Source organism: Ensifer sp. Root127, assembly GCF_001425225.1.
GTDB classification, from domain to species: domain Bacteria; phylum Pseudomonadota; class Alphaproteobacteria; order Rhizobiales; family Rhizobiaceae; genus Ensifer; species Ensifer canadensis.
The window spans coordinates 240,975-265,416 of the sequence record NZ_LMDX01000054.1 but is presented as its reverse complement, the minus strand read 5'-3'; the positions used below and the strand labels follow the sequence as shown (position 1 = coordinate 265,416).

Below are 24,442 nucleotides of genomic sequence, written 5' to 3'. Positions count from 1 at the left end.
ATTTTTCTTGAAAACGTTTTTATTGACTGTTACGCATATGTTCAGAGTGAGCCAACGGCCTGGGAGGGTGCATGGCGGCGCATATGCACAGAACCCGGCGTACACCGGTGCCGACGATCAAGACACTGGCCGAGATCACTGGCTATTCCATCGCGACGATCTCGAAAGCGCTCAGGGATTCGCCTGTCGTTGCGCCTGTTACCCGCGATCTCATCTTCAAGGCGGCGCGCGAAGTCGGCTATCAGGCCAATGCGCGCGGCATGGCGCTTCGCACCGGAAAGAGCTTTCAGGCGGCAGTGCTGATGCCGGTTACCGCGGCACGCGATTACGAGTGGGACGGCGTCGAATATACCCAGATTTTGAGCGGCGTCAGCCAGGCGCTGGATGGTACGGACTACCGCATGTCCGTGCATGTCATCCGCGATGCTGCCGACGGCGCGGAAACGGCGCGCCGCATCGTCGATCAGGGTCTGGCCGACGGATTGATCTTTTCCGGCATTCTTGCCGACGACCCGCGCATCGATCTGCTGGTCGACCACCATTTCCCATTTGTCTCGATGGGGCGTTGCCGCAAGGATCTGGATTACGCCCATGTCGATATCGACAACGAGTGGGCAGCCCACGCTGCCACCGCCCGCTTGCTTGCCGGCGGCCATCGCCGCATCGCGCTCGTCAACCCGGAGCGTCGGCTCTCCTATGCGTTGGACAGGCTGGACGGGTTTGCCCGCGCCTTCCGCGAAGCCGGCGTTACCGCCTCTGCCGATCTCGTTGTCGAAGGCGATCTTTCGACCCATTTTGGCCGGCAGAGCGTGATCGACCTTTTGCAGGTGGCGGAGCCGCCGACTGCCTTCGTCTGCATCAACGAATCGACGACGCTCGGCGTCCTTTCCGGTCTCGGCAGTCTCGGGCGGCAGGTTGGCGTCGATGTCGACGTGATCGCCTATGACGACATCAACGTCAGCGCCTATTTCACGCCGCCGATCACCACCTTCTATCAACCGATCGAGGTCCTCGGACGGACGCTCGGGCAGTTCCTGCTGAAGCGCATGGAGGGTGAGGACCCGAAGGCGCTCCGGCAGGTCTTCAGGCCAACCCTGATCGAAAGGCAGCCGGACAATCTCGGCGGCAGGCTGGCATGAACATTCATCATCCAAGGAGGAGAACCATGAAAAAACTGATTATTGCCCTGACATTTGCGGCTCTTTCCGCAAGTGTGTCCCACGCTGCCGATCTCGGCGGAAAATTGCTCAAGGTTGGATCCGACACCACCTCGCCGCCGATGGAAAGCGTCGATCCGGCCAGCGGCCAGATCGTTGGCTTCGACGTCGATGTGGTCAATGCGGTCTGTGCCAAGATCAACTGCCAGGCCGAGTTCATCACCACCGGTTGGGACGGCATCTTTGCCGCTCTCGATCAGGGCAATTTCGATCTCGTCGCCTCCGGCGTCTCGATCACCGATGAACGCAAGAAGGCGATGGACTTCTCCGACCCCTATATCGTCAACAGCCAGGCGGTGCTGATGCGCGTTGAAGACCAGGACATCACGCTCGATCGCTTCAAGGAGGCCGGCAGAAAGCTCTCCGCCCAGGCCAATACCACCGACGCTCAGGTTGCCGAAGGTGTGGTCGGTAAGGAGAACGTTGCCGCCTATGACACCTTCAGCGCCGCCATCATCGCGCTCAAGAACAAGGACGTCGACGGCGTCGTCATCAATGGCGCGAATGCGGCGGCTTACGAGCGCGAATTTGCCGGCGAACTGGTGGTGGCGATCAAGGATCTGGAATCCGATCCGCTCGGCCTCGTCTTCCGCAAGGGCGACGAGAATGTCGCGGCCTTCAACGAGGGCCTGAAGATGATCAAGGACGATGGCACGCTCGACCAGCTGGTCAACAAATACTGGGGCCTGAAATAAGCCCTCCGCAATTTCCCCGGAGCGCCGAGGCGGCCGCTCCGGGGGCTAGCCTTTTCAACAGCAATACCCCGGAGGAATGAATGTCGTTCCTGAGAAGCGTGCGTCCGAGCAATCTCATCATCCTGACCGCGCTGCCATTCATCATCTATCTTTTCGTATCCTCCGGAGACTACCAGCGGTCGCTTCGCGCCATTCTCGGCGTCGAGAACGGCTCGTCTGCCTTCGTGCCCGGCTTTCTCGCGCTGGCGATCGCTTTTTCGGCGGGCCTTTGCGTGCTCCTGTTCTCGCGGGCCAAGGCGAGCCGTCCGAAGTGGGCGGTGGCCGCGGCCGTACTGAACCTCGGCGCCGCCGTCGTCCTGCTGCTCGGGCATAACATTCACCCCTTCATCGCCTCGGTCGTGGCAAACGGCGTCGATGCGTTCAAATCGGACCTGATCGTCAAGGGCGTGACGCCGCGCCAATTGACTGAGGCCGCCGATCTCTGGCTTCGTGGTGTCGAGTCCTGGCTGTTCCCGGGATATCTGGTGTCGAGCACCCTCGGTCTCGGGCTGTTTTTTGCAGGCGCACGTGGCGGCGAGCCTCTGGACAGTCCGTTCAGACGTGTCGGGCGCTGGATCCTCGGCGTCGTCAACGGCGCCGGGCTGGTTTTCGTTCTCTTCTTCGCGCACATCGCCTTTGCGGCGGGGGTGGCGACCACCATTCGCGCCGCGATTGCCGCCTACATCCTGGCGGCAGTGCTTGGTCTCGTCTGGGTCGGCCTCCTGCAATTGCGCTCGACGGTGCGCACCAGCCTCTATTTTGCGGTCGCGACCCTGGTTCTGGCGCTCGTCGCCGCCTGGTTCCTGCTGCAGCCGCGTGACACCTACGTGCTTGCCGGTTCGCTCGAGGGCAAGGTCGGCATCGTCACCAACACGCCGGCGGGTCTGATCGGTGCGGTGCGGTTCGGCCAGTATGACGGCGCGCCGCAGACGGAAACGCCGGTTCGCACCTTTGTCGGCCCGACCGAAGCACTCGCTTCCATGGCCAAGAACGAAGGGGTCAGCGCCGCCCTGCTGCCGGCCGCCTCGGCGCCTGCCGATCTGCCGGTGCTCTGGAAGACCGAAGCGCTCAACGACCGCGATCGCGCAACCGGCATTACGGTTGCGGTGCTGGCGATTATCCTCGGGCTTCTGACCTTCGGCGGCTACCTGCACCAGCGCCACCCGCTGGCGGTCGGCTCCGAATTCATCGTCGATACCATTCGCGGCATTCCGATGCTGGTCATCGTGCTCTATGTCGGGTTGCCGCTCAGCGGCGCGTTGAAGGACGCGACGCAAGGCGTGCTCGACCCACCCAATCTGGTGCGCGGCATCGTCGCCATGGCGCTTGCCTATTCGGCCTACCTCGCGGAAATCTTCCGTTCCGGCATCAACGCCATACCGGTCGGCCAGGTCGAGGCGGCGCGCAGCATCGGCCTCAATCGCTGGCAGACAGCGCGCCTCGTCATCCTGCCGCAGGCCTTCAGGATCATCATTCCGCCGCTCGGCAACGAACTGATCGCGATCCTCAAAGACACCTCGCTGCTGTCGATCCTGTCGATCCGCGACATCACCCAGCGCATGCGCGAGTTCCAGTCGGCAAGCTTCCTGCCTTTCGCGCCCTATAACTCCGCCGCGATCTTCTACATCTTCCTGACGCTTGCTGCAGCCAGCCTCGTGAACATGGTCGAGAGAAAATATGACATCAAGCATCGATAAAACGGAGGTACGACGCACCGTGCTGATCACCGGTGCCTCGCGAGGTCTCGGGCGCGAGCTCGCGGCACTCTATGCGGCCGACGGCTGGCGGGTCATTGCCTGCGTCCGAGGGGAAGCGTCTTTCGAAGGTGCCATTGAAGCGCAATCGCTTGATGTCTCCGACCCCGCTTCGATCATGGCCCTTGGCAGAGCGCTCGAAGGTGTGGCCATCGACGTTCTGATCAACAATGCCGGCATCCGCGGCGACACGGGTGGGCTTGCGACGCTGGACAGCGATGATTTCCTCGAGGTGATGCGCGTCAACGCGCTCGCACCTTTGCTCCTGGCACGTGCGCTGCATGCGAACCTTCTGGCCGGTGAACGCTGTGTTATCGCCAACATCAGCAGTCGTGCCGGCTCGCTTGCCGAAGGCACGCTGGACGATGATGACGGCGACTATGCCTATCGCTGCTCGAAGGCGGCGTTGAACATGGCGACGGTGAAGCTGGCACAGGATTTTCGCAAGGACGGCATCACCGTCCTGTCGCTGCATCCCGGCTGGGTCAGGACCGACATGGGTGGCGGCGAGGCAAATGTTCCGGTGGCAACAAGTGCCGCTGGGCTGAAAGCGATTATCGACGAAGCGGACATGGCCGACAGCGGCAGCTTCTGCAGCTACGACGGACGACGGATTTCATGGTGACGGGACAAGCAGCAGGCATGGCACAGGAAGACTTGAAGGCTGAGCAGGAACTGGCGGCAATCCGGGCGCTGCTCATCGAGACCTATGGCATCGAAGGGGATATCTCGCCGCTGCCGGGCGAGCACGACCTCAACTATCGCGTTCGCGCGCAAGACGGCGAGCAATATCTCCTGAAGCTGCACGCGCCAGGCGATGCCGATGAACTCGACATGCAAGTCGCGGTGCTCGACCACCTCGCAAAAACGGCAGTCGATCTGCCGGTCTCGCGGCCAGTGCCCGGTCGCGCCGGCGCGTCAACCGTGAAAGCGATGGTGCGCGGCGAGCGCACCGCGCGGCTCCTGACCTGGCTACCCGGCGATATCTGGGTGAAATCCGCGTCCCGCGGTCTGACGAGCGCGGAAACGCTCGGGCACCTGCTCGGCCAGCTCGACCAAAGCCTCAAGGGCTTTGCCCATGCCGGCACGAAACGCGTCTATGCCTGGGATATCGGCCGTGCCGATATGCATCTGAACCACGTGGGTCTGATCGACGGCGACGACAAGCGGGAAGCGGTTCGCGCCATCCTCGAACGGTTCGCGTCGTCCGTCCGGCCAAGCCTCGAAAGCTGCCTGCGACAGGTCATCCATAACGACGCCAACGACTACAATGTGCTTTTGGACCACGAGGGACGCGTCAGCGGATTGCTGGATTTCGGCGATATGGTCGAAACGTGGCGCGTCGTCGAGATCGCTGTCGCTGCCGCCTATGCGCTGATCGGCACGGCGGATGCGGTCGGCACCATCGCAGCGCTCGCGGGCGCCTATCACCGAGCGAACCCGATCAGCGAGGCCGAGACGGCCTTGATCTTCGATCTCGTTCGCACCCGCTATGCCGTCAGCATGTGCATGGCGGCCAAGCAGATCCGCGACAACCCTGAAAACACCTACCTGCTTGTCAGCCAGGAAGACGTCTGGCGTGAGCTTCAACGGCTCGAACGCGAGAACCGCGCGATTGCGATCGCCCGCATCCGCGACGCCTGCGGCTTTGCGCCGATCGCGCATGCGGCGTCCGTCGTGCGCTGGCTGGAGCAGAACGCCCATGACTTTTCCGCCATCGTCAAGCCGTCCGTCGCCAAGCCCAAGGTCGCCGTCTTCGATCTCTCCGCCTCCAGTCCCGAAGCGGCACAGTGGGCGGCACTGGATGCCACGGCGGCAGAGGCGCTGATCGCCGCGCGTATTCGCGAGCAGAATGCCGACTATGGCATCGGCCTTTACGGCGAGGATCGCGCGATCTATCAGGGCGACGCCTACGAAACGGCAACCGCCGGTGAGCGCCGTTCAGTCCATCTTGGCGTCGATATCTTCGCGCCGGCATTGGAACCGGTGCATGCACCGTTCGCTGGCAAGGTCGCTTTCCTTCATGACGATGCCGTCGCCTTCGGCTTCGGCCCGACCGTCCTGCTGGAACATGTCACCGATGCCGGGGATATCTTCTGGACGCTTTACGGCCATCTGTCGCGCGAGACGATGGCGAAGTTGACGGTCGGCCAACCGATCGCCACGGGCGAAAGCTTTGCGAGCCTTGGTGCCACCCAAGAAAACGGCAACTGGGCGCCGCATCTGCATTTCCAGCTGGTGACCGACCATCTGGGGCTGGAGGGCCGCATGTTCGGCGTCGGCGTGCGTGATCAATGGCAGGTCTGGCGCGAGGTCAGCCCCGATCCGAGCGTTGTGCTTGGGCTGCCTGTGCCGGCTTCGGTGATCGTCGCCCGCGACAAGGATTTTCTGGTGCGTGAACGTCACCGGCGCATCGGGCGTTCGCTCAGTATCGCCTATAGCACAGCGCCGCTGAAGATCGTCGGCGGCGAGGGCGCTCATCTGATCGACGAGGACGGCACGCGCTGGCTCGATATGGTAAACAATGTCTGCCACGTCGGCCATTGCCATCCGCGCGTCGTCAAGGCGGCGCAGATGCAGATGGAGAAGCTCAACACCAATTCGCGCTATCTGCACGATTCGCTGGTCGAATATTCGCGGCGGCTGGCCGCGCAGTTCCCCGACCCACTCAACGTCTGCTTCTTCGTCAATTCCGGCAGCGAGGCCAACGACCTGGCGCTCAGGCTGGCGCGTGCCTACACCGGAAACCGCGACGTCATCACCGTCGATCATGCCTATCACGGCCATCTGTCGAGCATGATCGACGTCAGCCCCTACAAGTTTGCCGGCAAGGGCGGAGAGGGCCGCCCCGCCCATGTCCAGGTCGCGGAAATGCCCGATCTCTATCGCGGCCGCTATCGCTATGGCGACCTCGATGCAGGCCGCAAATATGCCGAGGATGTGCGCAACCAGGTGCTGGCGCTTGCCGCAAACGGCCGCCGCCCGGCGCTGTTCTTCAGCGAGGGTATTCTCGGAACGGGCGGGCAGCTGACATTGCCGGAAGGCTATCTGCATGAGGCCTATGCCCATGTGCGTGCCGCCGGCGGCCTGTGCCTGGCCGACGAAGTGCAGGTCGGCTTCGGCCGCGTTGGCAGCCATATGTGGGCGCACCAGACGCAAGGTGTGATCCCGGATATCGCCACGATGGGCAAGCCGATCGGCAACGGACACCCGATGGCCGCCGTCGTCACCACCGAGGCGATCGCCGCCTCCTTTGCCAACGGCATGGAGTACTTCAACACCTTCGGCGGCAATCCGGTTTCGGCCGAGATCGGCCTTGCGGTGCTGGACGTCATTCGCGACGAACGGTTGATGCACCACTGCCGTGTTGTCGGCGACCGGTTGATGGACGGTGCCCGTGCGCTGGCCAAGCGCCATGCCATCATCGGTGACGTGCGCGGCTACGGTCTCTTCAACGGCATCGAATTGGTGCGCAGCCGCGAGACCCAGGAACCGGCCGCAAGCGAGCTCGACTTCGTCATCGCTGAAATGAAACGCAAGCATCGGATATTGCTCAGCAGCGAGGGGCCGCACCACAACGTGCTGAAGGTGAAGCCGCCGGCGCCGTTCAGCGCCGAGGATTGCGACCATTTCCTCAATGCGCTCGACGAGACGCTCGGACGCCTAAACCATTGATCAAGAAACGATACGGCCGGTCATGAACCGGCCGTATCGGTTTTGTGCCCTTTATCGCCCACAGCAATTTCTCAAGCACCGATTTTTTCGCTTTACAACAAAGTTAAACGTTTTTATCGTGCATATAAACGTTTAATACGAACATGTGGTAAGGTAAGCGTTAAGCCGGCTGCCACAATGTTCGCCATCAGGGGAGGGCCCGTTGGCAGCTATCCGTATTGAAAATCTGCGCAAAGGCTTTGGTTCGCTCGAAGTCTTGAAGGGCATCAATCTCGATATCGCCGATGGCGAGTTCGTGTGCTTTCTCGGGCCGTCCGGTTGCGGTAAGAGCACGCTCCTGCGTTCGATCGCCGGTCTTGAGGAGCTCGATTCCGGTTCGATCCGCCTCGGCGATCGCGATATCACCGATCTGCGCTCGGCCAAGCGCGATATCGCCATGGTCTTCCAGAATTACGCGCTCTATCCACACATGAACGTGCGCAAGAACCTGTCCTTCGGCCTGGCGCTGAACGGCATGAAGCGCGACGAGATCGATCGCCGCGTCAACAACGCTGCCGACATCCTGCGCATCTCCGAACTGTTGCACCGCAAGCCCCGCCAACTCTCCGGCGGCCAGCGCCAGCGTGTTGCCATCGGCCGCGCGATTGTTCGCGAGCCGAAGCTGTTCCTGCTCGATGAGCCGCTGTCGAACCTTGATGCCGGCCTGCGTGTGACCATGCGCGTCGAGCTTGCAGCACTCCACGAGCGCCTTGGCGTCACGATGATCTATGTCACCCATGATCAGGTCGAGGCGATGACGCTTTCCGATCGCGTCGTCGTGCTCGACAAAGGCAAGGTCAGCCAGTTCGGCACGCCGCTCGAACTCTTCTATCAGCCGGCGAACCTCTTCGTTGCCGGCTTTATCGGCTCGCCGCGGATGAATTTCGTCACCGCGAACCTGGTCCGCCAGGACCGTTCCGAATTGACGCTTTCCGGCGGTGGTCTGGTTCGGGACCTGACGCTCGGAACGTTGTCATCCACCGTCGTCGCCAAGGACAAGCCGGTGACGATCGGCATCCGCCCGGACAAGCTTGAGCTGGTTTCGCCTGAGGAAGCGCACCTGATCGGCGACGTCCGCCTGGTCGAGCGGCTCGGCACCGAAAGCCATGTTCACATCGGCCTTGAGAATGGCTCCGACATGACCGCCGTCGTGCGCGGCACGCATCCGGTTGCCAACCGCGAGCGCATCCATCTGCGCATCCCCGCTGAGCATTGCCATCTGTTCGATGCCGACGGCAAGGCGATCGCGCGGGCGCTCGATCCCGAGACGCAGATGCTGATCAATCAGGAAAAAAGCAAAAGGGTCGCGTGACCCGAATGAGGAGGAGAAGCATGCAGAACAGGACGAAATCGCTCATCGGCTCGCTCATGGTCTTGGCCATGGCTGGAGTTGCCACGGCCCGCGCGGAAGAAACCTTGCGCTTTGCCACCTGGGACACGGATGAGAGCCTGGCGATCCAGCAGGCGATCGCCAAGAAGTTCGAGGAAAAGCACCCGGGCGTGAAGGTGCAAGTCGAGCCCTATGCCGATGGTTACGACCAGAAGCTGATCGCCGCCTTCGGCGCCGGCAGCCCACCAGACGTCATGTATATGTGGAATTTCCCGCAGTACTACACCTCGCTGATGCCGCTCGACGATCTGATCGCGCGCGACGCAGCCGAGGTGAAGCCGGACGATTTCCCTAAGGGCCTGATGAACACCACGCGCGTCGAAGGCAAGACCTACGGCATGCCGTCGGGCTTCACGACCCAGGTCGTCTTCTACAACAAGGACATGTTCGCCAAGGCCGGCGTCGAAGAGCCGAAGGATGGCTGGACCTGGGACGATCTGCGCGCCAAGGCCGCCAAGTTCCGTGACGAGAAGAACAAGGTCTACGGCTTTGCCGTCGACGCCAAGCCCGACCCTTACGACTTCGAGCAGTTCCTCTGGTCGAACGGCACCAAGTACATCTCCGACGATGGCAAGCAGATCGACGGCTACATGAACAGCGATGCGGCGGCCCAAGTGCTCGACATGTTCGGCGATATGGCCAAGACGCAGGAAGCGATCACGCTCAACCTCGGCGACGACACCTCGGGCAGCACGCTGTTCAAGGGCGGCAAGATCGCCATGTTCCAGAGCGCAATGTGGTCGAAGGCAGGCATCGACTCCTCGGGCATCAAGTATGGCGTGGCGCCGTTGCCGAAGTTCGGCGACAAGACCGCCCATTCGGCGCTCGGCGTCTCGGCGATCTCGATCGCCAAGGACGCAGCACACGCTGACCTCGCCTGGGAGTTCGTCAAGTTCTTCTCCTCGCCGGAAGCCGTTGCCATGCGGATCAACGACCTGCCGGTCCGCACCAGCGTTGCCGAAGAAAAGGGCATGACCACCGATCCGATCTACAAGCCGTTCTTCGACATTCTCGCGACCTCGAACACCGAAACCCACGCGTTCCTGAAGAACGCCAACTGGGGCAAGGTGCAGGACAATCTCGCGCGCGCCATCGAAGCAACCATGATCGACGAGGGCAACGCCAAGCAGCATCTGGACGATGCCGTCAGCCGTTCCAAGCGGTTGATCAAGTAAGCAAAGGGAGTACGGGGGATGGATATGACCTATGCCGGGGCAGAGCCCAAGGTGGCAAGGCGCAAGCGCTCAGCCATCGCGCGCTACGCAGCGCCCTATCTGTTCATCTCCCCGTGGATCCTCGGGTTCCTGTTCTTCACGCTCGGGCCGCTCGTCTTCTCCCTGACGATGAGCTTCTATGACTGGCCGGTGGTCGGTGAGCGGGCCTTTGTCGGTCTCGACAACTATAAATCGATGCTGTTCGACGATCCGCAGTTCTGGGAGAGCCTCTGGATCACGGTGAAGTTCGCGGCGATCTACGTGCCGTTCAACATCGTCATGTCGTTCCTCTTGGCGATGATGCTGCACAACATCACCTTTGCCAGCGGCTTCTTCCGCACCGCCTTCTATCTGCCGAGCGTCATTTCCGGCGTCGCGCTGGTGACGATCTGGAGCTGGATCTACAGCAAGGAATACGGCCTTTTGAACTTCATGCTGTCGCTCGTCGGCATCCACGGGCCGAACTGGCTCGGCGATCCGAATCTCGCGATCGTCGCGATTATCATCGCCAGCCTCTGGGGTCTCGGCGGCACCATGCTGATCCTTCTGACCGGCCTCAAAGCCATTCCGAAGGAGCTTTACGAGGCGGCCACCGTCTCGGGCGTTCCCGGCTGGGCCCAGATGCTGTTCATCACCCTGCCGATGCTCGGGCCGATGCTGCTTTTTACCTTCATCACCTCGATCATCTCGGCCTTCCAACAGTTGACCATCGCGCTCCTCCTGACCAAAGGCGGCCCGCTCGGCTCCACCTATTTCTTTGCTATGTATATCTACGACAACGCCTTCAAATATTTCGACATGGGTTATGCCGCCGCCGGCTCCTGGGTGATGTTCATCATCGTTCTGGCGCTCAGCCTCGGCGTGATGCGCTGGTCGGCCGCCTGGGTCTACTACGAAGGCGAAGTCCGCCAGAACGATGGAGAAGGCCATGCGTAAGACGCTGCTCTATTCCGCGCTGATCCTGCTCTCGGCCCTGTTTATCGCGCCGTTCTACTGGACCTTCATGACGGCGATCAAAAGCACCGCCGATCTCTACCAGTTCCCGCCGGTCTTCTGGCCGTCGGAATGGCACTGGGAGAATTTTGCCGCCGCCTGGAACAAGCAGCCCTTCGGCACCTACCTGACCAACTCGGTCATCGTCGTCGTGTTTTCGACCATCGGGCAGCTGATCTCGAGCTCGCTGGTTGCCTATGGCTTTGCCCGCTTCCGCTTCCCTGGCCGCGACCCGCTGTTCATCGTGCTGCTCGCCACCATGATGATCCCGTGGGACGTGAAGATGATTCCGCTCTACATGGAATTCAACATGCTGGGCTGGATCAACACGCTGAAGCCGCTGATCGTGCCGGCCTATTTCGCCGACGCCTTCTTCGTCTTCCTGCTTCGCCAGTACATCATGACCGTGCCTATGGAGATCGACGAAGCGGCGCGCATGGATGGCGCCAACGCCTTCGACATCTATTGGCGCATCCATCTGCCGCTGATGATGCCGGCCCTGGTGCTGGTCGGTACCTTCCACTTCATGAACGCGTGGAACGACTATCTTGGTCCGCTGATTTTCTTGAACGACCAGTCGAAATACACGCTGACGCTCGGCCTTTCGATGTTCAAGGGCCTGCATGAAGTCGACGTGACCTCGATTGCCGCGATCACGGTGATCCTCTGCCTGCCGCCGCTGGCACTGTTCTTCGTCGCCCAGCGCTACATCATGGATGGTGCGGTCGGCTCGTCGGTGAAGGGGTAAACGATGCTGTTCGATATCGATCATATCCCCTTCAGCCGAAAAGGACGGTTTCTGACGCTGTCGATGATGAAGGTGCCGGGTGGCGACGGCGCGCGTGCTCTCTATCTGCGCTTTGTTGCCGGCGGTGACGAACGGCCCTCGCTCGGTCGCCTTTGCCGCGTCGAGTTCCTCGATGCAATGGGCAAGCCGGCGCAGGCAACCTTTGAGTTGACGCCGGAGCGGCTGGTTGCCCGCATCAATGCCGGATCGCTGACTTTTGTTATCGGCGAGGGCGAGCGGCTACATGTCCGCGGCCAGAATGCCGGCGTGCGCTTTCACCTGGAAGGATCGCGCTACGATTACGTCTATCGCACGCCCACCGGCGTCGATTGCCTCGTGGCAGCCGTCGAGAACGTGAAATTCATCCCGCGGGCTGTGTCTGGCACCCTTGACGTGTCGGGCGCCTGGCAGCGCGACCACTCGGCCGACGTTTCCTTCGCATTCACGGGCACAGGCATTTTCGAGGGCAATGTCGACTTCTTCCGCACCGTGCCGCCGACAGCGCCGCTTGATTGCTTCGCGGACGCCCTTTCCGACGTCACTGTCGAGTTCGAAAAGTGGTACGGCAAGGTGCCGAGGGGCGCGCACGGTCAGGACGCGGCGCATCGGCTGGCAAGCTATCTGCTGTGGGCAAACGGCGTGCCGGTTGGCGGGCAGCTGACACGGCCGGCGATCTACATGTCCAAGAACCACATGATCAACATCTGGAGTTGGGACAACGCCTTTTCGGCACTGGGTGTGGCGGCCGTCGATGCGGACCTCGCCTTTGACCAGCTCGCAGCGATCTTCGACCATCAGGACGGCTCCGGTCTCCTGCCCGATTACATCAATGATCGTGACGTGCTCTTCGCCTTCACCAAGCCGCCGGTCCATGGCTGGGCGGTGTCGCTTATCGCGGCTAGGCACCCGGATTTCCTGACGGCGGAGCGCAAGAGCTATCTGCGCGACGCAATCGGCCGGCAGGTCGACTACTGGCTGACCTATGCGCGCACGGACGCAACGTCGCTGCCGAGCTATTTCCATGGCAACGATAGTGGCTGGGACAATGCGACCTTCTTTGCCGAAGGTGGCCCGGTCATCTCGCCTGATCTGCCGGTATTCCTCATTCTCGCTTGCGAGACGCTTGCGACGTTGCTCGAGAGCGATCCTGCGCGTGCTGCGGAATGGAACGCCAAGGCGGATGCCTTGCAGGCGTTGCTGTTCGCGCGCCTCTGGACCGGCGCAACGTTTGGCGCCCGGCTTGCGGGCGTACCGGACCGCATCTTGCCGGGCGAAAACCTGATCCAGTTCATGCCGCTGTTGCTCGGCACGCGTCTGCCCGCGGAAATGCGCGAAAAGCTTGTTGCGCATCTGGTCTCCGGCGGCTTCATCACCGCCTGGGGGCCGGCGACCGAGAGCCCGAAAAGCTCGTTCTACGAGGACGATGGCTATTGGCGTGGCCCGATCTGGGCGCCGACGACGCTTCTTCTCTGGGATGGCCTTCGTCGGCAAGGGGAGATTGAGCTAACGCGCGAAATCGCGGAAAAGTTCTGTTCACTTGCCAGCAAAAGCGGTATGGCCGAAAACTTCGATGCGCGGTCGGGGAGGGGCCTTCGCGATCGGGCATTCGCCTGGACATCCGCAGTCTATCTCCTGCTGGCGGCATCGCTCAGCGACGACAATCCATGACGAGCCGAGACGCCATGCAAAGACCAACGATCAAGACCATTGCGCAGGAAACGGGGCTGTCGATTGCCACCGTTTCGAAGGCCCTGAAGCATTCGCCTCAGGTTCGCCCGGAGACGCGCGCGATCGTGATCGAAGCGGCCGAGCGCGTCGGCTACGAACTGAACATGCACGGCGTGCAGTTGCGCACTGGCAAGACCTATCAGGTCGCGGCGATCATGACGGCGCCCGGCCCGAAGCAGAACGAGTGGGAAGGCGTGGAATACGCCCAGCTCTTGAGCGGCATTTCCTGGGCGCTGGAAGACAGCCCGTACCGGGTCTCGCTCTATGCGGTCAGGAATTTCGAGGAAAGCCAGGCCGTCATCCAGCAGATCGTGTCGCTGAAGAAGGCCGACGGCATCATCATCTCGGGCACGCGCGCCGACGATCCGCGCATCCGCACGATGCAGGCGGCCGACTTTCCCTTCGTCACCTATGGCACCAGCGTGCACAACGCGCCGCATGCCTATGTCGATGCCGACAACGAGCAGATGATCCGGGTTTCGATGGCGAGACTGGTCGACCGCGGCCATCGCCGTATCGCGCTGCTCAACCCGTTGTCGGATCTGAGCTACGGCATAACCCGGTTTGAAAGCTACAGGCGCGCGCTCGAGGTTGCCGGCCTGCCGTTCGACCCGGCTCTGGTCGCACATGGGCGGTTGACGCCGGCCTTCGGGCGGGAAAACGTGCTGACGATGGCGGATCTCTCCAATCCGCCGACCGCCTATATCTGTGCCAACGAGGCCTCCGCGCTCGGCGCCTTCTCCGGTTTCCACGAGCGCGGCCTCGTGCATGGCCGCGACGCCGTCATCAACGCCACCGACGACCTGAACGTCAGCCAGTATTTCGCACCACCGATCACCACCTATTACCTGCCGATCAGCGAGCCGAGCAGCCTGCTCGGGACCTACATCCTTCGCCGGATGGAAGGCGTGCCGCCGGAGGCGCTTCAGACGCTTTTGATGCCGAAGCTGATCGAGCGCTGCGACGACCGTTTGACCCCAAACCGCTGAAGACGAACAACGACCCGACGACCACACGACTGCGCCTGATGATATAAACGTTTATATCCCGGAGAGCGCTCGCATCGAAGACAAAGTGCCGGGTGAAGCCGGCCGAGAGCATGACGAAGGACCCGATCTTGCATATGCCCCTGACGAGACCGAACCGTTTCAACGCCGACCAGCAGGAGACCGACATGCTCGAACTCGGCGTCTGCTACTATCCGGAGCAATGGCCGCGCGAGAAATGGGAAGAGGACGCCCGCCGCATGGTCGAACTCGGGCTTGCCTGGGTGCGCATCGGCGAATTCGCCTGGGCCAAGATCGAACCCAGATCGGGTGAATTTCATTGGGAGTGGCTTGATGACGCGATCGACGTGCTCGGCCGCGCCGGTCTCAAGGTCATCTTGGGCACGCCGACCGCCGCACCGCCGAAGTGGCTGATCGATCGTCACCCGGATATCCTGCCGGTCGACGTGAACGGCGTGGTGCGCAAGTTCGGTGCCCGGCGCCACTATTGCTTCTCCAGTCGCAGCTACCGCATCGAGGCCGCACGCATCTCGGAGGCCATGGCCGAACGTTACGGCAAGAACGCCTTCGTCCATGCCTGGCAGACGGACAACGAATATGGCGACCATGACACGATCTACAGCTATTCCGGCGAGGCCGAGCGGGCGTTTCGGCTTTGGCTCGCCGAGCGCTACGGCACGACCGACGAACTGAACCGCGCCTGGGGCACGGCGTTCTGGGCGATGAACTATAACAGCTTCGACGAAGTCGAACTGCCGAACAACCTCGTCGAAGAGCCGAGCCCGACCCATATCGTCGACTTCATCCGCTTCTCGTCCGACCAGGTGAAGAGCTTCAACAAGGCGCAAGTCGACATCATCCGCAAGCACTCGCCGGGTCGTCCGGTGACGCACAATTTCATGTCGCAGAACACCGACTTCGACCACTACAAGGTCGGCGAAGACATCGATATCGCGTCCTGGGACGTTTACCCGATGGGTGGGCTGTTGAACGGTCGTCTTTCACCGGAGGACAAGGGACGCTACCTGCGTGTCGGCGATCCGGACCAGCCTGCCTTCAACCACGATCTCTACCGGGCCGTCGGCCGTGGACGCGTCTGGGTGATGGAACAGCAGCCCGGTCCGGTCAATTGGGCGGCGCACAACCAGTCGCCGGCCGATGGCATGGTTCGGCTCTGGACCTGGCTTGCCTATGCGCATGGCGTCGACATGGTTTCTTATTTCCGCTGGCGGCAGGTGCCGTTTGCGCAGGAGCAGTTCCATGCCGGCCTCTTGCTTCCCAACAGCGAGCCCGACCAAGGCTATCTCGAGGTGGCTCAGGTCGCAGAAGAGATGAAGCGGCTGCCGAAAGGCGAGGCACGCGGCAAGGCCAAGGTCGCGATCCTGCTCGACTACAATTCGCGCTGGGCGACGCGCGCCCTGCCGCAGAGCCGGACCTATTCAGCCTCGGCGACGGCGCTCGACTGGTATTCGACCGTTTCCCGCCTTGGCGTCGACGTCGATTTCATCGGCCAGCATTCCGATCTCGACGGCTACCAGCTGGTGCTGGCGCCAGACCTTGTCATCGCCAATCAGGCCTTTGTCGAGAAGCTGGTCGCGTCGCAAGCCAGGGTCTTGTTCGGACCGCGCAGCGGCAGCAAGACTGAGGACATGCACATTCCCGAGGGATTGCCGCCGGGACCGCTCGCAGCACTTGTCGACGTCAGTGTCGCTCGCGTTGAATCCCTGCCGGAATTTCATAGCGAGACCGTGCTTTACGGCAACGAGACCTATCCGGCCGGCATCTGGCGCGAGACCGTGCGCACCAGCGAGGCGGTGCTGGCGACCTTCGAAGGGGAATACCGCAATGGCGCGCCGGCACTCGTCGGCAACGACAAGGCGCGTTACATGGCGGCGGCCGCCCGTGGCGACCTGCTGAAAAAGGTGATCAATGACGCCCTTGGCTGGGCTTCGGTCGAAGCGCTCGCCGATCTCGGCGATTTGCGCATCACCCGTCGCGGCAAGCTCAACTTCGCCTTCAACTACGGCAAGGAAGCGGCGGACGTGCCGGCTGGCGCTGGCGCTACCTTCCATGTCGGTGCCCGCAAGCTCGGTCCCGTCGACGTCGCCATCTGGACGGAATGAGAATTGGACCGTGGGCGGATCGCTCCGCCCACGGTCATTCCATGACTATTCGGCCGGTTCGGAGGCCAGGATTCCTTCGAGGCGGTCATAGCCGATGGCAATGCCGCTCTCCATCGGCGACTTGAGGACGGCATCGCGGGTCTCCGTCGAGGAGTAGATAACAGCCGTCGTCACCGTGGTGCGCCCACCCTCCTCGACGAAGTGGGTCGTCACTTGGGTTTGGCCGCCGGTCCAGTCCTCGTCAAAGAGTTCCTCGTGCAGGATCCGGTCCGGCGCTTGGATCTCGCGATAGGTTCCGCCCATGCCCATCTCGACACCTTCGGCGCTTTTCCAGACGTAACGGAAGGTCCCGCCAGGTCTCAAATCAATCTCGCAAACGGGCAGCGACCAGCCGTCCGGGCCGGTCAGCCAGCGCTTGACGAGCGCCGGTTTGGTGAAGGCGTCGAAGACCAGCCGGCGCGGCGCGTCAAAGCTGCGGACGATGCGGATTTCCCGGTCGCCATGCGCCGTGACAACAAGTTTGTTGGATGCAGCATTCATGTCATTCCTCCTTCGTGGTGAAATTGGTGGGGAGTGCGGCCGACGCCTGTGATGCAGCCTCGGCTTTCAGCTCCTCAAGCAGGGTGTCGAGGCGGGCAAAATTCGCTTGCCAAAGCTTGCGATATTCCTCCAGCCAGTCGGCTGCCTCAGTGAGCGGATCGATCTCGATGCGGCAGGGACGGCGCTGTGCATCGCGGCTGCGCGAAACCAGCCCGGCGCGCTCCAGCACCTTCAGGTGCTTCGACACGGCCGGCTGGCTCATGGCGAAGGGCTCTGCAAGTTCGAGGACGGATGCTTCGCCCAGGGCCAGACGGGCAAGGATCGCCCGCCGTGTCGGGTCAGCAAGGGCGGAAAAGGTAGCGTCGAGGCGTTCGGATGGAGTCATTTGTATAACCAAATAGTTTTAGAACGATTTGGTTATGTAGCAACCCGGCACGAGAGTCAAGACTGCCCATGGGCAGGGAGCGCGCGACGCGTTTGCCGGCACCTTTTGCGAAGTGCATATTCGTCACACTGCAAGTTGTGGAAGAGACGCCTCGCGGCCTCGATCAACTTTGCTGGTGGGCTATGGCTGGACTGATGCCGGTAAGATTCGGCCCGGATCTTGGGCGTGCCGGCAGTGGACAGGAGTACCAGACCATGAAGATCATTCGGATTGCCAAAACCGCAGCCGTTGCTGCAATCGCCTTGTTTTCAACGCTCGTCGCCTTCGGCAACATCACCGACTACGCAACGAACTTCGCCTTCGTTCAGCATGTGATGATGATGGATACGATCTTTCCCGACGCGGCGATCAAATATCGCGCCATCACCAGTCCGGTGCTTCACAACCTGTTTTATGTCGTGATCATCGCGGCGGAAACGTTGACGGCGCTGCTTTGCTGGCTCGGTGCCTACAGGCTCGCCACTAACCTCAACGGTGGCGCCCGCGAATTCAACCGGGCGAAGACGGTGGCGATCGCCGGCCTGACGCTCGGCTTCCTCGTCTGGCAGGTCGGCTTCATGTCGGTCGGCGGTGAATGGTTCGGCATGTGGATGTCGAAACAATGGAACGGCGTTCCCGACGCCTTCCGCTTCTTCATCACCATCCTGCTGGTGCTGATCTTCGTGGCCCAGCGCGACGAAGAAACCGTGTGAATAAAAAAGGGGAGCCGTCAATGAACGGCTCCCTATCTGGCTTTCAGATGCGCTTACCGAGCATGCGTTACCGCAAAACCGCGGAGTGCTTTAGACGCGCTCGAGCGCCACGGCGATGCCCTGGCCGACGCCGATGCACATGGTTGACAGTGCATAACGTCCGCCGGTTTCCGCGAGCTCAAGCGCGGCCGTCCCTGTAATGCGGGCGCCGGACATGCCGAGCGGATGGCCAAGGGCAATGGCGCCGCCATTGCGGTTGACGCGGCCGTCGTCGTCGGCAATGCCGAGATCGCGCAGCGTCGCTAGTCCCTGCGAGGCAAAGGCTTCGTTGAGCTCGATGACATCGAACTGTTCCTGCGCCAGGCGAAGACGCGCCATCAATTTCTTCGAGGCCGGGGCCGGGCCGAAACCCATGATGCGCGGTTCAACGCCGGCGGTGGCCCCGCCGAGGATACGGGCGATAGGTCTGAGGCCGTATCTCCTGACCGCCGCCTCGGAGGCAATGATCAACGCCGCCGCGCCATCATTAACGCCCGACGCATTGCCGGCGGTGACCGTGCCCCCCTCCTTCTTGAAGGGCGTGCCGAGCTTGGCAAGTGCCTCCATCGTCGTGGCGCGGGGATGTTCGTCTCTTTCGACGACAGTCGGGTCGCCCTTGCGCTGCGGAATGGTGACGCCGACGATTTCCTTCGCCAGGCGACCGTTGGCTTGCGCGGCTGCCGCCTTCGCCTGGCTGCGCAGCGCAAAGGCGTCCTGGTCTTCTCGACTTACCTTGAAATCTTCGGCGACGTTTTCGCCGGTCTCCGGCATGGAATCGACGCCATATTGCTTCTTCATCAGCGGGTTGACGAACCGCCAGCCGATGGTGGTGTCATAGATCTCGGCATTGCGCGAAAATGCGCTCTCCGCTTTCGGCATCACGAAGGGAGCCCGCGACATGCTCTCGACGCCGCCGGCAATCATCAATTCGGCTTCGCCCGCTTTGATGGCACGTGCGGCAGCGATGACGGCATCCATGCCCGAACCGCAGAGGCGGTTGATCGTGGTGCCGGTCACGCTCGCCGGCAACCCGGCCAGAAGCAGCGACATGCGCGCGACGTTGCGGTTGTCTTCGCCTGCCTGATTGGCGCAGCCGAAGATGACGTCATCGACCGCTTCCCAATCGAGCGAAGGGTTGCGTTCGATCAGCGCCTTCAGCGGAATGGCGCCGAGGTCGTCTGTCCTGACTGACGAGAGCGCGCCGCCGAAGCGGCCGATCGGCGTGCGGATATAATCGCAGATATAAGCATCGGCCATTTACGCGACCTCCTTGTTGCCCTGGTGGGCCTTCTTCGTGCGCGCGTTGATGTCGCGAAGCGTCGCCAGTTCGATCTCAGTCGGCACCGGCGTCTCGATGACCTCTCCGGCGAATTTGATCGGCCAGCCGCAATTGTCGACGATCTGGTCACGTGTGACGCCGTGATGGATCGAAACAACAGTTAGTTCCTTGGTCACCGGATCGGGCTCCAGAATGCAGAGATCGGTGATGATGCGAGTGGGTCCCTTGGTCTTCATGCCGAGCCGTTCGCGATGATCGCCGCCTTCGCCATGACCCATCGAGGTGATGAAGGGCAGCTTTTCGACGAAGCCGCGCTTGGAGAGCGCCATGGTGATGAAGATGCGGCCGCAATTCGACGCGATCTCCGGAGCGCCGCCGCCGCCCGGCAGCCGGACCTTCGGATGGTCATAGGGACCGACGACCGTGGTGTTAAGGTTGGCGAACTTGTCGATCTGCGCGCCGCCGAGAAACCCGGTGGTAATGCGGCCGCCCTGCAGCCAGTAGCGAAACATCTCCGGCACCGAGACGGTGAAGAGGGCGGTATCGCAAAGCTCGCCGTCTCCGATCGACAAGGGGAGAACATCCGGCTTGGTGCCGACGGTTCCGCTTTCGTAGATGAGCGTAATGTCGGGGGCGTGGGTCAACCGCGCCACGTTGCAGGCGGCCGATGGCGCACCGATGCCGACGAAGCAGACGTCGTCGTTGGAAAGTTCGCGCGAGGCTGCGATGGTCATCATCTCGTTTGGGGTGAAATCCGTCATCGTCGCCTCCTCAAGCGGCCTTCGCCGGCTTCCTGCCGGCGTGTCGTGCAAAATCTTCAGGCCCTGCGTCGAGCACGTTCTCCTTGATCCATGCGGTAAAACTCTCGCGGTCGCGGGCGATCTCGTCCCAGCCGATGTAGAAAGCGTTCGAGCGCGGATAGTAGCCGTGGGCGTAGGACGGGAAGGCGCCGCCCGGCACATGGCTGACCGCCGTTACTGCCCAGGTGGGCAACACGACCGAGTTGGGCGACGGTGGCGCAAGCTCGTCGACGATTTCCTCAACCGTGACGATCGAGCGCTTGGCTGCAAGCACCGCCTCTTTCTGCACGCCGACGATGCCTTCGATGAGCACGTTGCCCTTCCTATCGGCCCGCTGGGCGTGGATGATCGTCACATCCGGCCGGATCGCCGGAACGGCGGCCAGCACTTCGGACGTGAAGGGGCAGGTGATCTGCTTGATGTTCGCGTTCACCTTCGGAAGGTCGGCGCCGATGTAGCCACGCAGCATCGCAAACGGCAGGTTCGCCGCACCCGCCTCATAAGCGTTGGCCATGGCCGCATGAGAGTGTTCTTCGATTTCGAGCGGCCGCGGCCACTGGTTTTCGACTGCGTCGCGGAAGCGGTGAAGCGAGCCGACACCGGGATTGCCGCCCCAGGAGAATTTCATGCCGCGGGCAGCACCCACGCCGATCAGCTGATCATAGAGGATGTCCGGCGTCATGCGCACGAGAAACAGGTTCTTGCGACCCTGGCGGATCACTTCATGTCCGGCAGCATAGGGGATCAGATGGGTGAAACCCTCCATGGCAACGGTGTCGCCATCCCTGACATTGTCGCCGATGGCCTCGGCGAGCGAAACGATCTTCGCCATGTTTCCTCTCTTCTGATTTGAGCGTTGCCGCCAATCGGCGGGCGCATGGTTGTCTGCAGGCTGTGGGAAGAGCTGGCGCGTCGTCTTTCGCGGTCCATGGAGTGCGGGCCGACAAGCTCCTCTTGCCTGTATTGGCCCGAAATAGGCTCTCAAAAACAGTGAGCGTCAAATATTTTGTGCGATATTTGACATTTGTTCGTATATCGCACAAATTAATTGCCGGTAAATCGAGGATGACTGATGAGAGAAACCGATTTCGTCAGCGGTTTTGCCCGCGGGCTGACCGTCATCGAGGCTTTTGGTGAGACACAGCAGAAGCTGACGATCACCGAGGCGGCGAAGATTACTGGTCTGGACCGGGCGACCGTGCGCCGCTCGCTGCTGACGCTCTCGCAGCTCGGCTACGCCGACTATGACGGGAAGTTCTTTTCGCTGACCCCGAAAATCCTGCGGCTCGGCCACGCCTACCTCTCGGCGACACCTCTGCCGACGATCGTCCAGCCCTATCTCGACCAGCTCTCGGAGCGGGCAGGTCAAAGCGCTTCCGCCTCGGTTCTCGACGGCACTGAGATTGTCTATATCGCGCGCGCCTCGCAAAGGCGGGTGATGTCGATCAGCCTGATGCCGGGCTCCAGGCTTCCTGCCTATTGCGCATCAATGGGGCGCGTGTGGCTCGCCGCCTTGCCGGAACAGCAGGCGAGGGACGTGCTCGCCCGCTCGGATCTCAAGGCAAACACACCTCATACGAGAACCGACACGGAAGAGCTGATGGCCGAAATCGGCCGCGTGCGTCACCAAGGCTATGCGATCATCGACCAGGAGCTGGAAATCGGTCTTTGCTCCATCGCCGTTCCGCTTCAAAACGATCGCAACCAGATCGTCGCGGCACTCAACATCGGCGCGCCGGCCGCACATGTGCCGGCTGCTGAAATGGTCGAACGCTATCTGCCGCTCCTGAGGGAGACGCAGGCTGCCTTGCGGATCGTGCTGCGCTAGAGACAGCTCCCGTCTCTGATGCTTGACGGAAACCGCGACGGGTCTTCTAATCCGCGCGGACCGGAGGAGCACCCGATGACCGACGAAGAACCCCCAACGGAAACCAAGCTGACGACGACGAAGCGGCGTTGGGCGGCGGCCGGCAAGTTCCTCACCGGGCGCGCAGCCCGGCCTGAGGACGAACGATTGCCGCCGGGCCAGCACCTTGTTCGGGATTGGCCGGTGCTGGACCTCGGGCAGCAGCCCGCGATCGGCGTGGAGCGCTGGCGGCTGGATGTGACCGGCCTCGTCGAACAGCGCCTGTCGCTGGATTGGATAGCGTTCAAGGCATTGCCGCAGAGCGACAGCCTCTCCGACATCCATTGCGTCACCACCTGGTCGCGCTACGACAATCGCTGGCAAGGGGTCTTGACGCACGACCTGCTCGACCTGGTCATGCCGAAGCCTGAAGCGTCTCATGTGATGCTGACGAGCTACGATGGTTATACGACCAATCTGCCGCTCGCCGATTTTGCCTCGGAACACGCGATCCTTGCGACCGATTGGGAGGGCAAGCCGATCAGCCGCACCCATGGCGGGCCGATGCGGCTTGTCGTGCCGCATCTCTATTTCTGGAAGAGCGCAAAGTGGCTGACGCGCATCGATTTTCGAGCCGGCGACGAGGCCGGTTTCTGGGAGCGCAATGGCTACCACATGCGTGGCGACCCTTGGCTTGAGCAGCGTTATTCCGCTGACTGACGGCCGGGCGTGGCTTTGGATATTGCCGGGAAAATGTATTCTGCGTTGCCCGCCGCGATCTGCCGGCGGGCAACGCAGCTGATGCTATTTCATCAGGTCCATATGCTGTTCGGCCCGCGCCTTGATCAAAGGGTCGAGGTCCGACTTGTAAGGCCCGTATTTCGTAAACATTTCGTGGGCTTCGAGCGGCGGAATGCCGGATGCGCGGATGAAATCCTCCAGATCATACCGGACCTCGCCGTTGGCGACGCCCTCTGTAAACTGAAGTCCCGTCTCGGATGTGGACATTTGAATCTCCGTTATCCCGAGCCCGCAACGACGGTGTTGGTTCCCGTGGCAGCAGGCGTTGATAGGTGGCTTCGCTTGTTCACGAAAATGGCGCCAGATGCAGAACGCGGCGCGATGGTTTTGAACGCGTCATTGTGGCTTTTCAGAACGCGGGGGCATGCTCACAGCACATTTGCGCGGGATTCACGCCGCAAAGGCGCCGAATGCATGTATGGGCTTCAACAGGCTTAAGGGCCAACAACGCCGCCCTCCATGCGCCGGGCAGGTGGCGAACCGCTCCCCTTGGCCATTTAGCTCCGGCCGGTGAAAGATACACTATCAAGCCGCCGGGCCAAACACAGGAATGGTCCTTGCGAGGCCTTGTTGCAAAAATTGACCTTGGCTCCGGCGCCGGGCGAAGCCGCCATGCGAGCAAACGGATTGCGGCGATCAGGCTTCGGTGGGCGAGCCAGCAGCTTGAAAGCGGGCCTCGAACTCCCGCCGCAGGTTTTTCCGCACCTCCGCCGCGCGCTGGCGTCGCTTTCGGATGCTGGTCACGGGATTGTAAGTCGGAACCGCGGTCGGACGCCCCTCGGCATCGACGGCCACCATAGTGAAATAGCAGGAGTTCGTGTGCCTGCGCTCGCCGGTGCGGATGTTTTCGGCTTCGACGCGGATCCCGACTTCCATCGAGGTCCGCCCGGCCTGATTGATCGAGGCGCGAAAGGTCACGAGTTCGCCGACATGGATCGGCTGCCGGAAGACGACCTGGTCCACTGACAAGGTCACCGCATATTCCTGCGAATAGCGCGAGGCGCAGGAAAACGCGACGCGGTCGAGAAGATTGAGCAGGGCGCCGCCATGGACCTTGCCGCTGAAGTTGGCCATGTCGGGCGTCATCAAGACGACCATTTCAAGCTCGCTGGTGTCATGTCCGGCTTCCACGGCCACTCCCTCTAAGATGATCGCAGCTCTTCTGGACCGATACGCGGCCGACGATGCCAGTATTCCAAGCCATGGTCCAGCGGTCAGTGAGACGTCCGGCTCGGTGGGCGACCGTGGGACTGGCCAGGGTGCGGGTCGCCGGGAGAAGAGCCAAACCGCGACTGCAGAGGTAAATGGTCGCACCTGGACCGGAATCTCTGGCGGCCCT

At 62.0% G+C, this 24,442-nt stretch carries 22 protein-coding genes; 15 read left to right on the top strand and 7 right to left on the bottom strand.

Annotation, left to right across the window (positions count from 1 at the left end):
- The first annotated feature begins 71 nt into the window (after positions 1-71).
- The 12 genes from ASD03_RS36420 (at position 72) to ASD03_RS36365 (ending at position 16,661) form a co-directional block, all read left to right on the top strand.
- Positions 72-1,139 (top strand): LacI family transcriptional regulator, encoded by a 1,068-nt coding sequence (locus tag ASD03_RS36420; RefSeq protein WP_038577936.1) that lies wholly within the window; start codon positions 72-74, stop codon positions 1,137-1,139.
- A gap of 26 nt (positions 1,140-1,165) precedes the next feature.
- Positions 1,166-1,912, top strand: a complete 747-nt coding sequence (locus tag ASD03_RS36415) for a transporter substrate-binding domain-containing protein (protein WP_025429204.1) — start codon at positions 1,166-1,168, stop codon at positions 1,910-1,912.
- A gap of 80 nt (positions 1,913-1,992) precedes the next feature.
- Complete coding sequence (locus ASD03_RS36410) at positions 1,993-3,648, top strand: amino acid ABC transporter permease (RefSeq protein WP_057209765.1); 1,656 nt, start codon at positions 1,993-1,995, stop codon at positions 3,646-3,648.
- A 19-nt stretch (positions 3,649-3,667) separates the two neighbouring features.
- Positions 3,668-4,330 carry an SDR family oxidoreductase gene (locus tag ASD03_RS36405; RefSeq protein WP_025429202.1) on the top strand — a complete coding sequence of 221 codons (663 nt, stop codon included), beginning with the start codon at positions 3,668-3,670 and terminating at the stop codon, positions 4,328-4,330.
- Positions 4,331-4,347: 17 nt separating this feature from the next.
- The gene (locus tag ASD03_RS36400) at positions 4,348-7,380 is read left to right on the top strand and encodes an aminotransferase class III-fold pyridoxal phosphate-dependent enzyme (protein ID WP_057219067.1); all 3,033 of its coding nucleotides are present in this window, start codon (positions 4,348-4,350) and stop codon (positions 7,378-7,380) included.
- Positions 7,381-7,582: 202 nt separating this feature from the next.
- Positions 7,583-8,731: a sn-glycerol-3-phosphate ABC transporter ATP-binding protein UgpC gene (gene ugpC, locus ASD03_RS36395; protein WP_025429200.1), complete on the top strand. Its 1,149-nt coding sequence runs from the start codon at positions 7,583-7,585 to the stop codon at positions 8,729-8,731.
- Positions 8,732-8,751: 20 nt separating this feature from the next.
- Positions 8,752-9,984: a sugar ABC transporter substrate-binding protein gene (locus ASD03_RS36390; RefSeq protein WP_057219065.1), complete on the top strand. Its 1,233-nt coding sequence runs from the start codon at positions 8,752-8,754 to the stop codon at positions 9,982-9,984.
- Between the two features lie 18 nt (positions 9,985-10,002).
- A complete protein-coding gene (locus ASD03_RS36385; RefSeq protein ID WP_057209759.1) occupies positions 10,003-10,959 on the top strand; it encodes a sugar ABC transporter permease in 957 nt (318 codons plus the stop codon).
- On the top strand, positions 10,952-11,764 hold the full coding sequence (locus ASD03_RS36380) for a carbohydrate ABC transporter permease (protein ID WP_025429197.1): 813 nt from the start codon (positions 10,952-10,954) through the stop codon (positions 11,762-11,764). The genes ASD03_RS36385 and ASD03_RS36380 overlap by 8 nt, the downstream gene beginning before the upstream one ends.
- 3 nt (positions 11,765-11,767) lie before the next feature.
- The gene (locus ASD03_RS36375) at positions 11,768-13,471 is read left to right on the top strand and encodes a trehalase family glycosidase (protein WP_057219061.1); all 1,704 of its coding nucleotides are present in this window, start codon (positions 11,768-11,770) and stop codon (positions 13,469-13,471) included.
- A gap of 14 nt (positions 13,472-13,485) precedes the next feature.
- Positions 13,486-14,520: a LacI family DNA-binding transcriptional regulator gene (locus ASD03_RS36370; RefSeq protein ID WP_057209756.1), complete on the top strand. Its 1,035-nt coding sequence runs from the start codon at positions 13,486-13,488 to the stop codon at positions 14,518-14,520.
- A gap of 128 nt (positions 14,521-14,648) precedes the next feature.
- Positions 14,649-16,661, top strand: a complete 2,013-nt coding sequence (locus ASD03_RS36365) for a beta-galactosidase (protein ID WP_057219276.1) — start codon at positions 14,649-14,651, stop codon at positions 16,659-16,661.
- Between the two features lie 45 nt (positions 16,662-16,706).
- Here the strand turns inward: ASD03_RS36365 and ASD03_RS36360 are convergent, their stop codons facing one another.
- Complete coding sequence (locus tag ASD03_RS36360) at positions 16,707-17,201, bottom strand: SRPBCC family protein (RefSeq protein ID WP_057219057.1); 495 nt, start codon at positions 17,199-17,201, stop codon at positions 16,707-16,709.
- A gap of 1 nt (position 17,202) precedes the next feature.
- Positions 17,203-17,586, bottom strand: coding sequence for a metalloregulator ArsR/SmtB family transcription factor (locus tag ASD03_RS36355; protein ID WP_057209755.1), 384 nt, complete (start codon positions 17,584-17,586; stop codon positions 17,203-17,205).
- A 254-nt stretch (positions 17,587-17,840) separates the two neighbouring features.
- Between ASD03_RS36355 and ASD03_RS36350 the strand changes: the two genes are divergently transcribed.
- Entirely contained in the window at positions 17,841-18,338 is a 498-nt protein-coding gene (locus tag ASD03_RS36350) for a DUF2165 domain-containing protein (protein WP_025429191.1), read from the top strand.
- A 90-nt stretch (positions 18,339-18,428) separates the two neighbouring features.
- On the opposite strand, the gene pcaF is transcribed toward ASD03_RS36350, so the two are convergent.
- Genes pcaF through ASD03_RS36335 form a run of 3 tightly spaced genes read right to left on the bottom strand, consistent with a single transcriptional unit; the run spans position 18,429 to position 21,288 of the window.
- Positions 18,429-19,634, bottom strand: coding sequence for a 3-oxoadipyl-CoA thiolase (gene pcaF, locus ASD03_RS36345; protein WP_057219053.1), 1,206 nt, complete (start codon positions 19,632-19,634; stop codon positions 18,429-18,431).
- Complete coding sequence (locus tag ASD03_RS36340; protein ID WP_025429189.1) at positions 19,635-20,417, bottom strand: CoA-transferase subunit beta; 783 nt, start codon at positions 20,415-20,417, stop codon at positions 19,635-19,637.
- A gap of 10 nt (positions 20,418-20,427) precedes the next feature.
- On the bottom strand, positions 20,428-21,288 hold the full coding sequence (locus ASD03_RS36335; protein ID WP_057209752.1) for a CoA transferase subunit A: 861 nt from the start codon (positions 21,286-21,288) through the stop codon (positions 20,428-20,430).
- Between the two features lie 240 nt (positions 21,289-21,528).
- Here ASD03_RS36335 and ASD03_RS36330 point away from each other — a divergent pair, with 240 nt between their 5' ends.
- Positions 21,529-22,284, top strand: coding sequence for an IclR family transcriptional regulator (locus ASD03_RS36330; protein ID WP_057219050.1), 756 nt, complete (start codon positions 21,529-21,531; stop codon positions 22,282-22,284).
- Positions 22,285-22,359: 75 nt separating this feature from the next.
- Positions 22,360-23,022, top strand: a complete 663-nt coding sequence (locus ASD03_RS36325) for a sulfite oxidase-like oxidoreductase (RefSeq protein WP_057219044.1) — start codon at positions 22,360-22,362, stop codon at positions 23,020-23,022.
- A gap of 84 nt (positions 23,023-23,106) precedes the next feature.
- Here the strand turns inward: ASD03_RS36325 and ASD03_RS36320 are convergent, their stop codons facing one another.
- Entirely contained in the window at positions 23,107-23,310 is a 204-nt protein-coding gene (locus tag ASD03_RS36320) for a hypothetical protein (RefSeq protein ID WP_025429185.1), read from the bottom strand.
- Between the two features lie 429 nt (positions 23,311-23,739).
- Positions 23,740-24,201 (bottom strand): acyl-CoA thioesterase, encoded by a 462-nt coding sequence (locus ASD03_RS36315; protein WP_038578389.1) that lies wholly within the window; start codon positions 24,199-24,201, stop codon positions 23,740-23,742.
- Positions 24,202-24,442: the final 241 nt, after the last annotated feature.

Bases quoted from the DNA above. Each gene is read 5' to 3' on its own strand.
- ASD03_RS36390 (WP_057219065.1), top strand. From the start codon at position 8,752: ATGCAGAACAGGACGAAATCGCTCATCGGCTCGCTCATGGTCTTGGCC.
- ASD03_RS36320 (WP_025429185.1), bottom strand. From the start codon at position 23,310: ATGTCCACATCCGAGACGGGACTTCAGTTTACAGAGGGCGTCGCCAAC.
- pcaF (WP_057219053.1), bottom strand. From the start codon at position 19,634: ATGGCCGATGCTTATATCTGCGATTATATCCGCACGCCGATCGGCCGC.
- ASD03_RS36360 (WP_057219057.1), bottom strand. From the start codon at position 17,201: ATGAATGCTGCATCCAACAAACTTGTTGTCACGGCGCATGGCGACCGG.
- ASD03_RS36325 (WP_057219044.1), top strand. From the start codon at position 22,360: ATGACCGACGAAGAACCCCCAACGGAAACCAAGCTGACGACGACGAAG.
- ASD03_RS36355 (WP_057209755.1), bottom strand. From the start codon at position 17,586: ATGACTCCATCCGAACGCCTCGACGCTACCTTTTCCGCCCTTGCTGAC.
- ASD03_RS36420 (WP_038577936.1), top strand. From the start codon at position 72: ATGGCGGCGCATATGCACAGAACCCGGCGTACACCGGTGCCGACGATC.
- ASD03_RS36330 (WP_057219050.1), top strand. From the start codon at position 21,529: ATGAGAGAAACCGATTTCGTCAGCGGTTTTGCCCGCGGGCTGACCGTC.
- ASD03_RS36340 (WP_025429189.1), bottom strand. From the start codon at position 20,417: ATGACGGATTTCACCCCAAACGAGATGATGACCATCGCAGCCTCGCGC.
- ASD03_RS36380 (WP_025429197.1), top strand. From the start codon at position 10,952: ATGCGTAAGACGCTGCTCTATTCCGCGCTGATCCTGCTCTCGGCCCTG.
- ASD03_RS36415 (WP_025429204.1), top strand. From the start codon at position 1,166: ATGAAAAAACTGATTATTGCCCTGACATTTGCGGCTCTTTCCGCAAGT.
- ASD03_RS36350 (WP_025429191.1), top strand. From the start codon at position 17,841: ATGAAGATCATTCGGATTGCCAAAACCGCAGCCGTTGCTGCAATCGCC.
- ASD03_RS36370 (WP_057209756.1), top strand. From the start codon at position 13,486: ATGCAAAGACCAACGATCAAGACCATTGCGCAGGAAACGGGGCTGTCG.
- ASD03_RS36400 (WP_057219067.1), top strand. From the start codon at position 4,348: ATGGCACAGGAAGACTTGAAGGCTGAGCAGGAACTGGCGGCAATCCGG.
- ASD03_RS36315 (WP_038578389.1), bottom strand. From the start codon at position 24,201: ATGGTCGTCTTGATGACGCCCGACATGGCCAACTTCAGCGGCAAGGTC.
- ASD03_RS36410 (WP_057209765.1), top strand. From the start codon at position 1,993: ATGTCGTTCCTGAGAAGCGTGCGTCCGAGCAATCTCATCATCCTGACC.
- ASD03_RS36335 (WP_057209752.1), bottom strand. From the start codon at position 21,288: ATGGCGAAGATCGTTTCGCTCGCCGAGGCCATCGGCGACAATGTCAGG.
- ASD03_RS36375 (WP_057219061.1), top strand. From the start codon at position 11,768: ATGCTGTTCGATATCGATCATATCCCCTTCAGCCGAAAAGGACGGTTT.
- ASD03_RS36385 (WP_057209759.1), top strand. From the start codon at position 10,003: ATGGATATGACCTATGCCGGGGCAGAGCCCAAGGTGGCAAGGCGCAAG.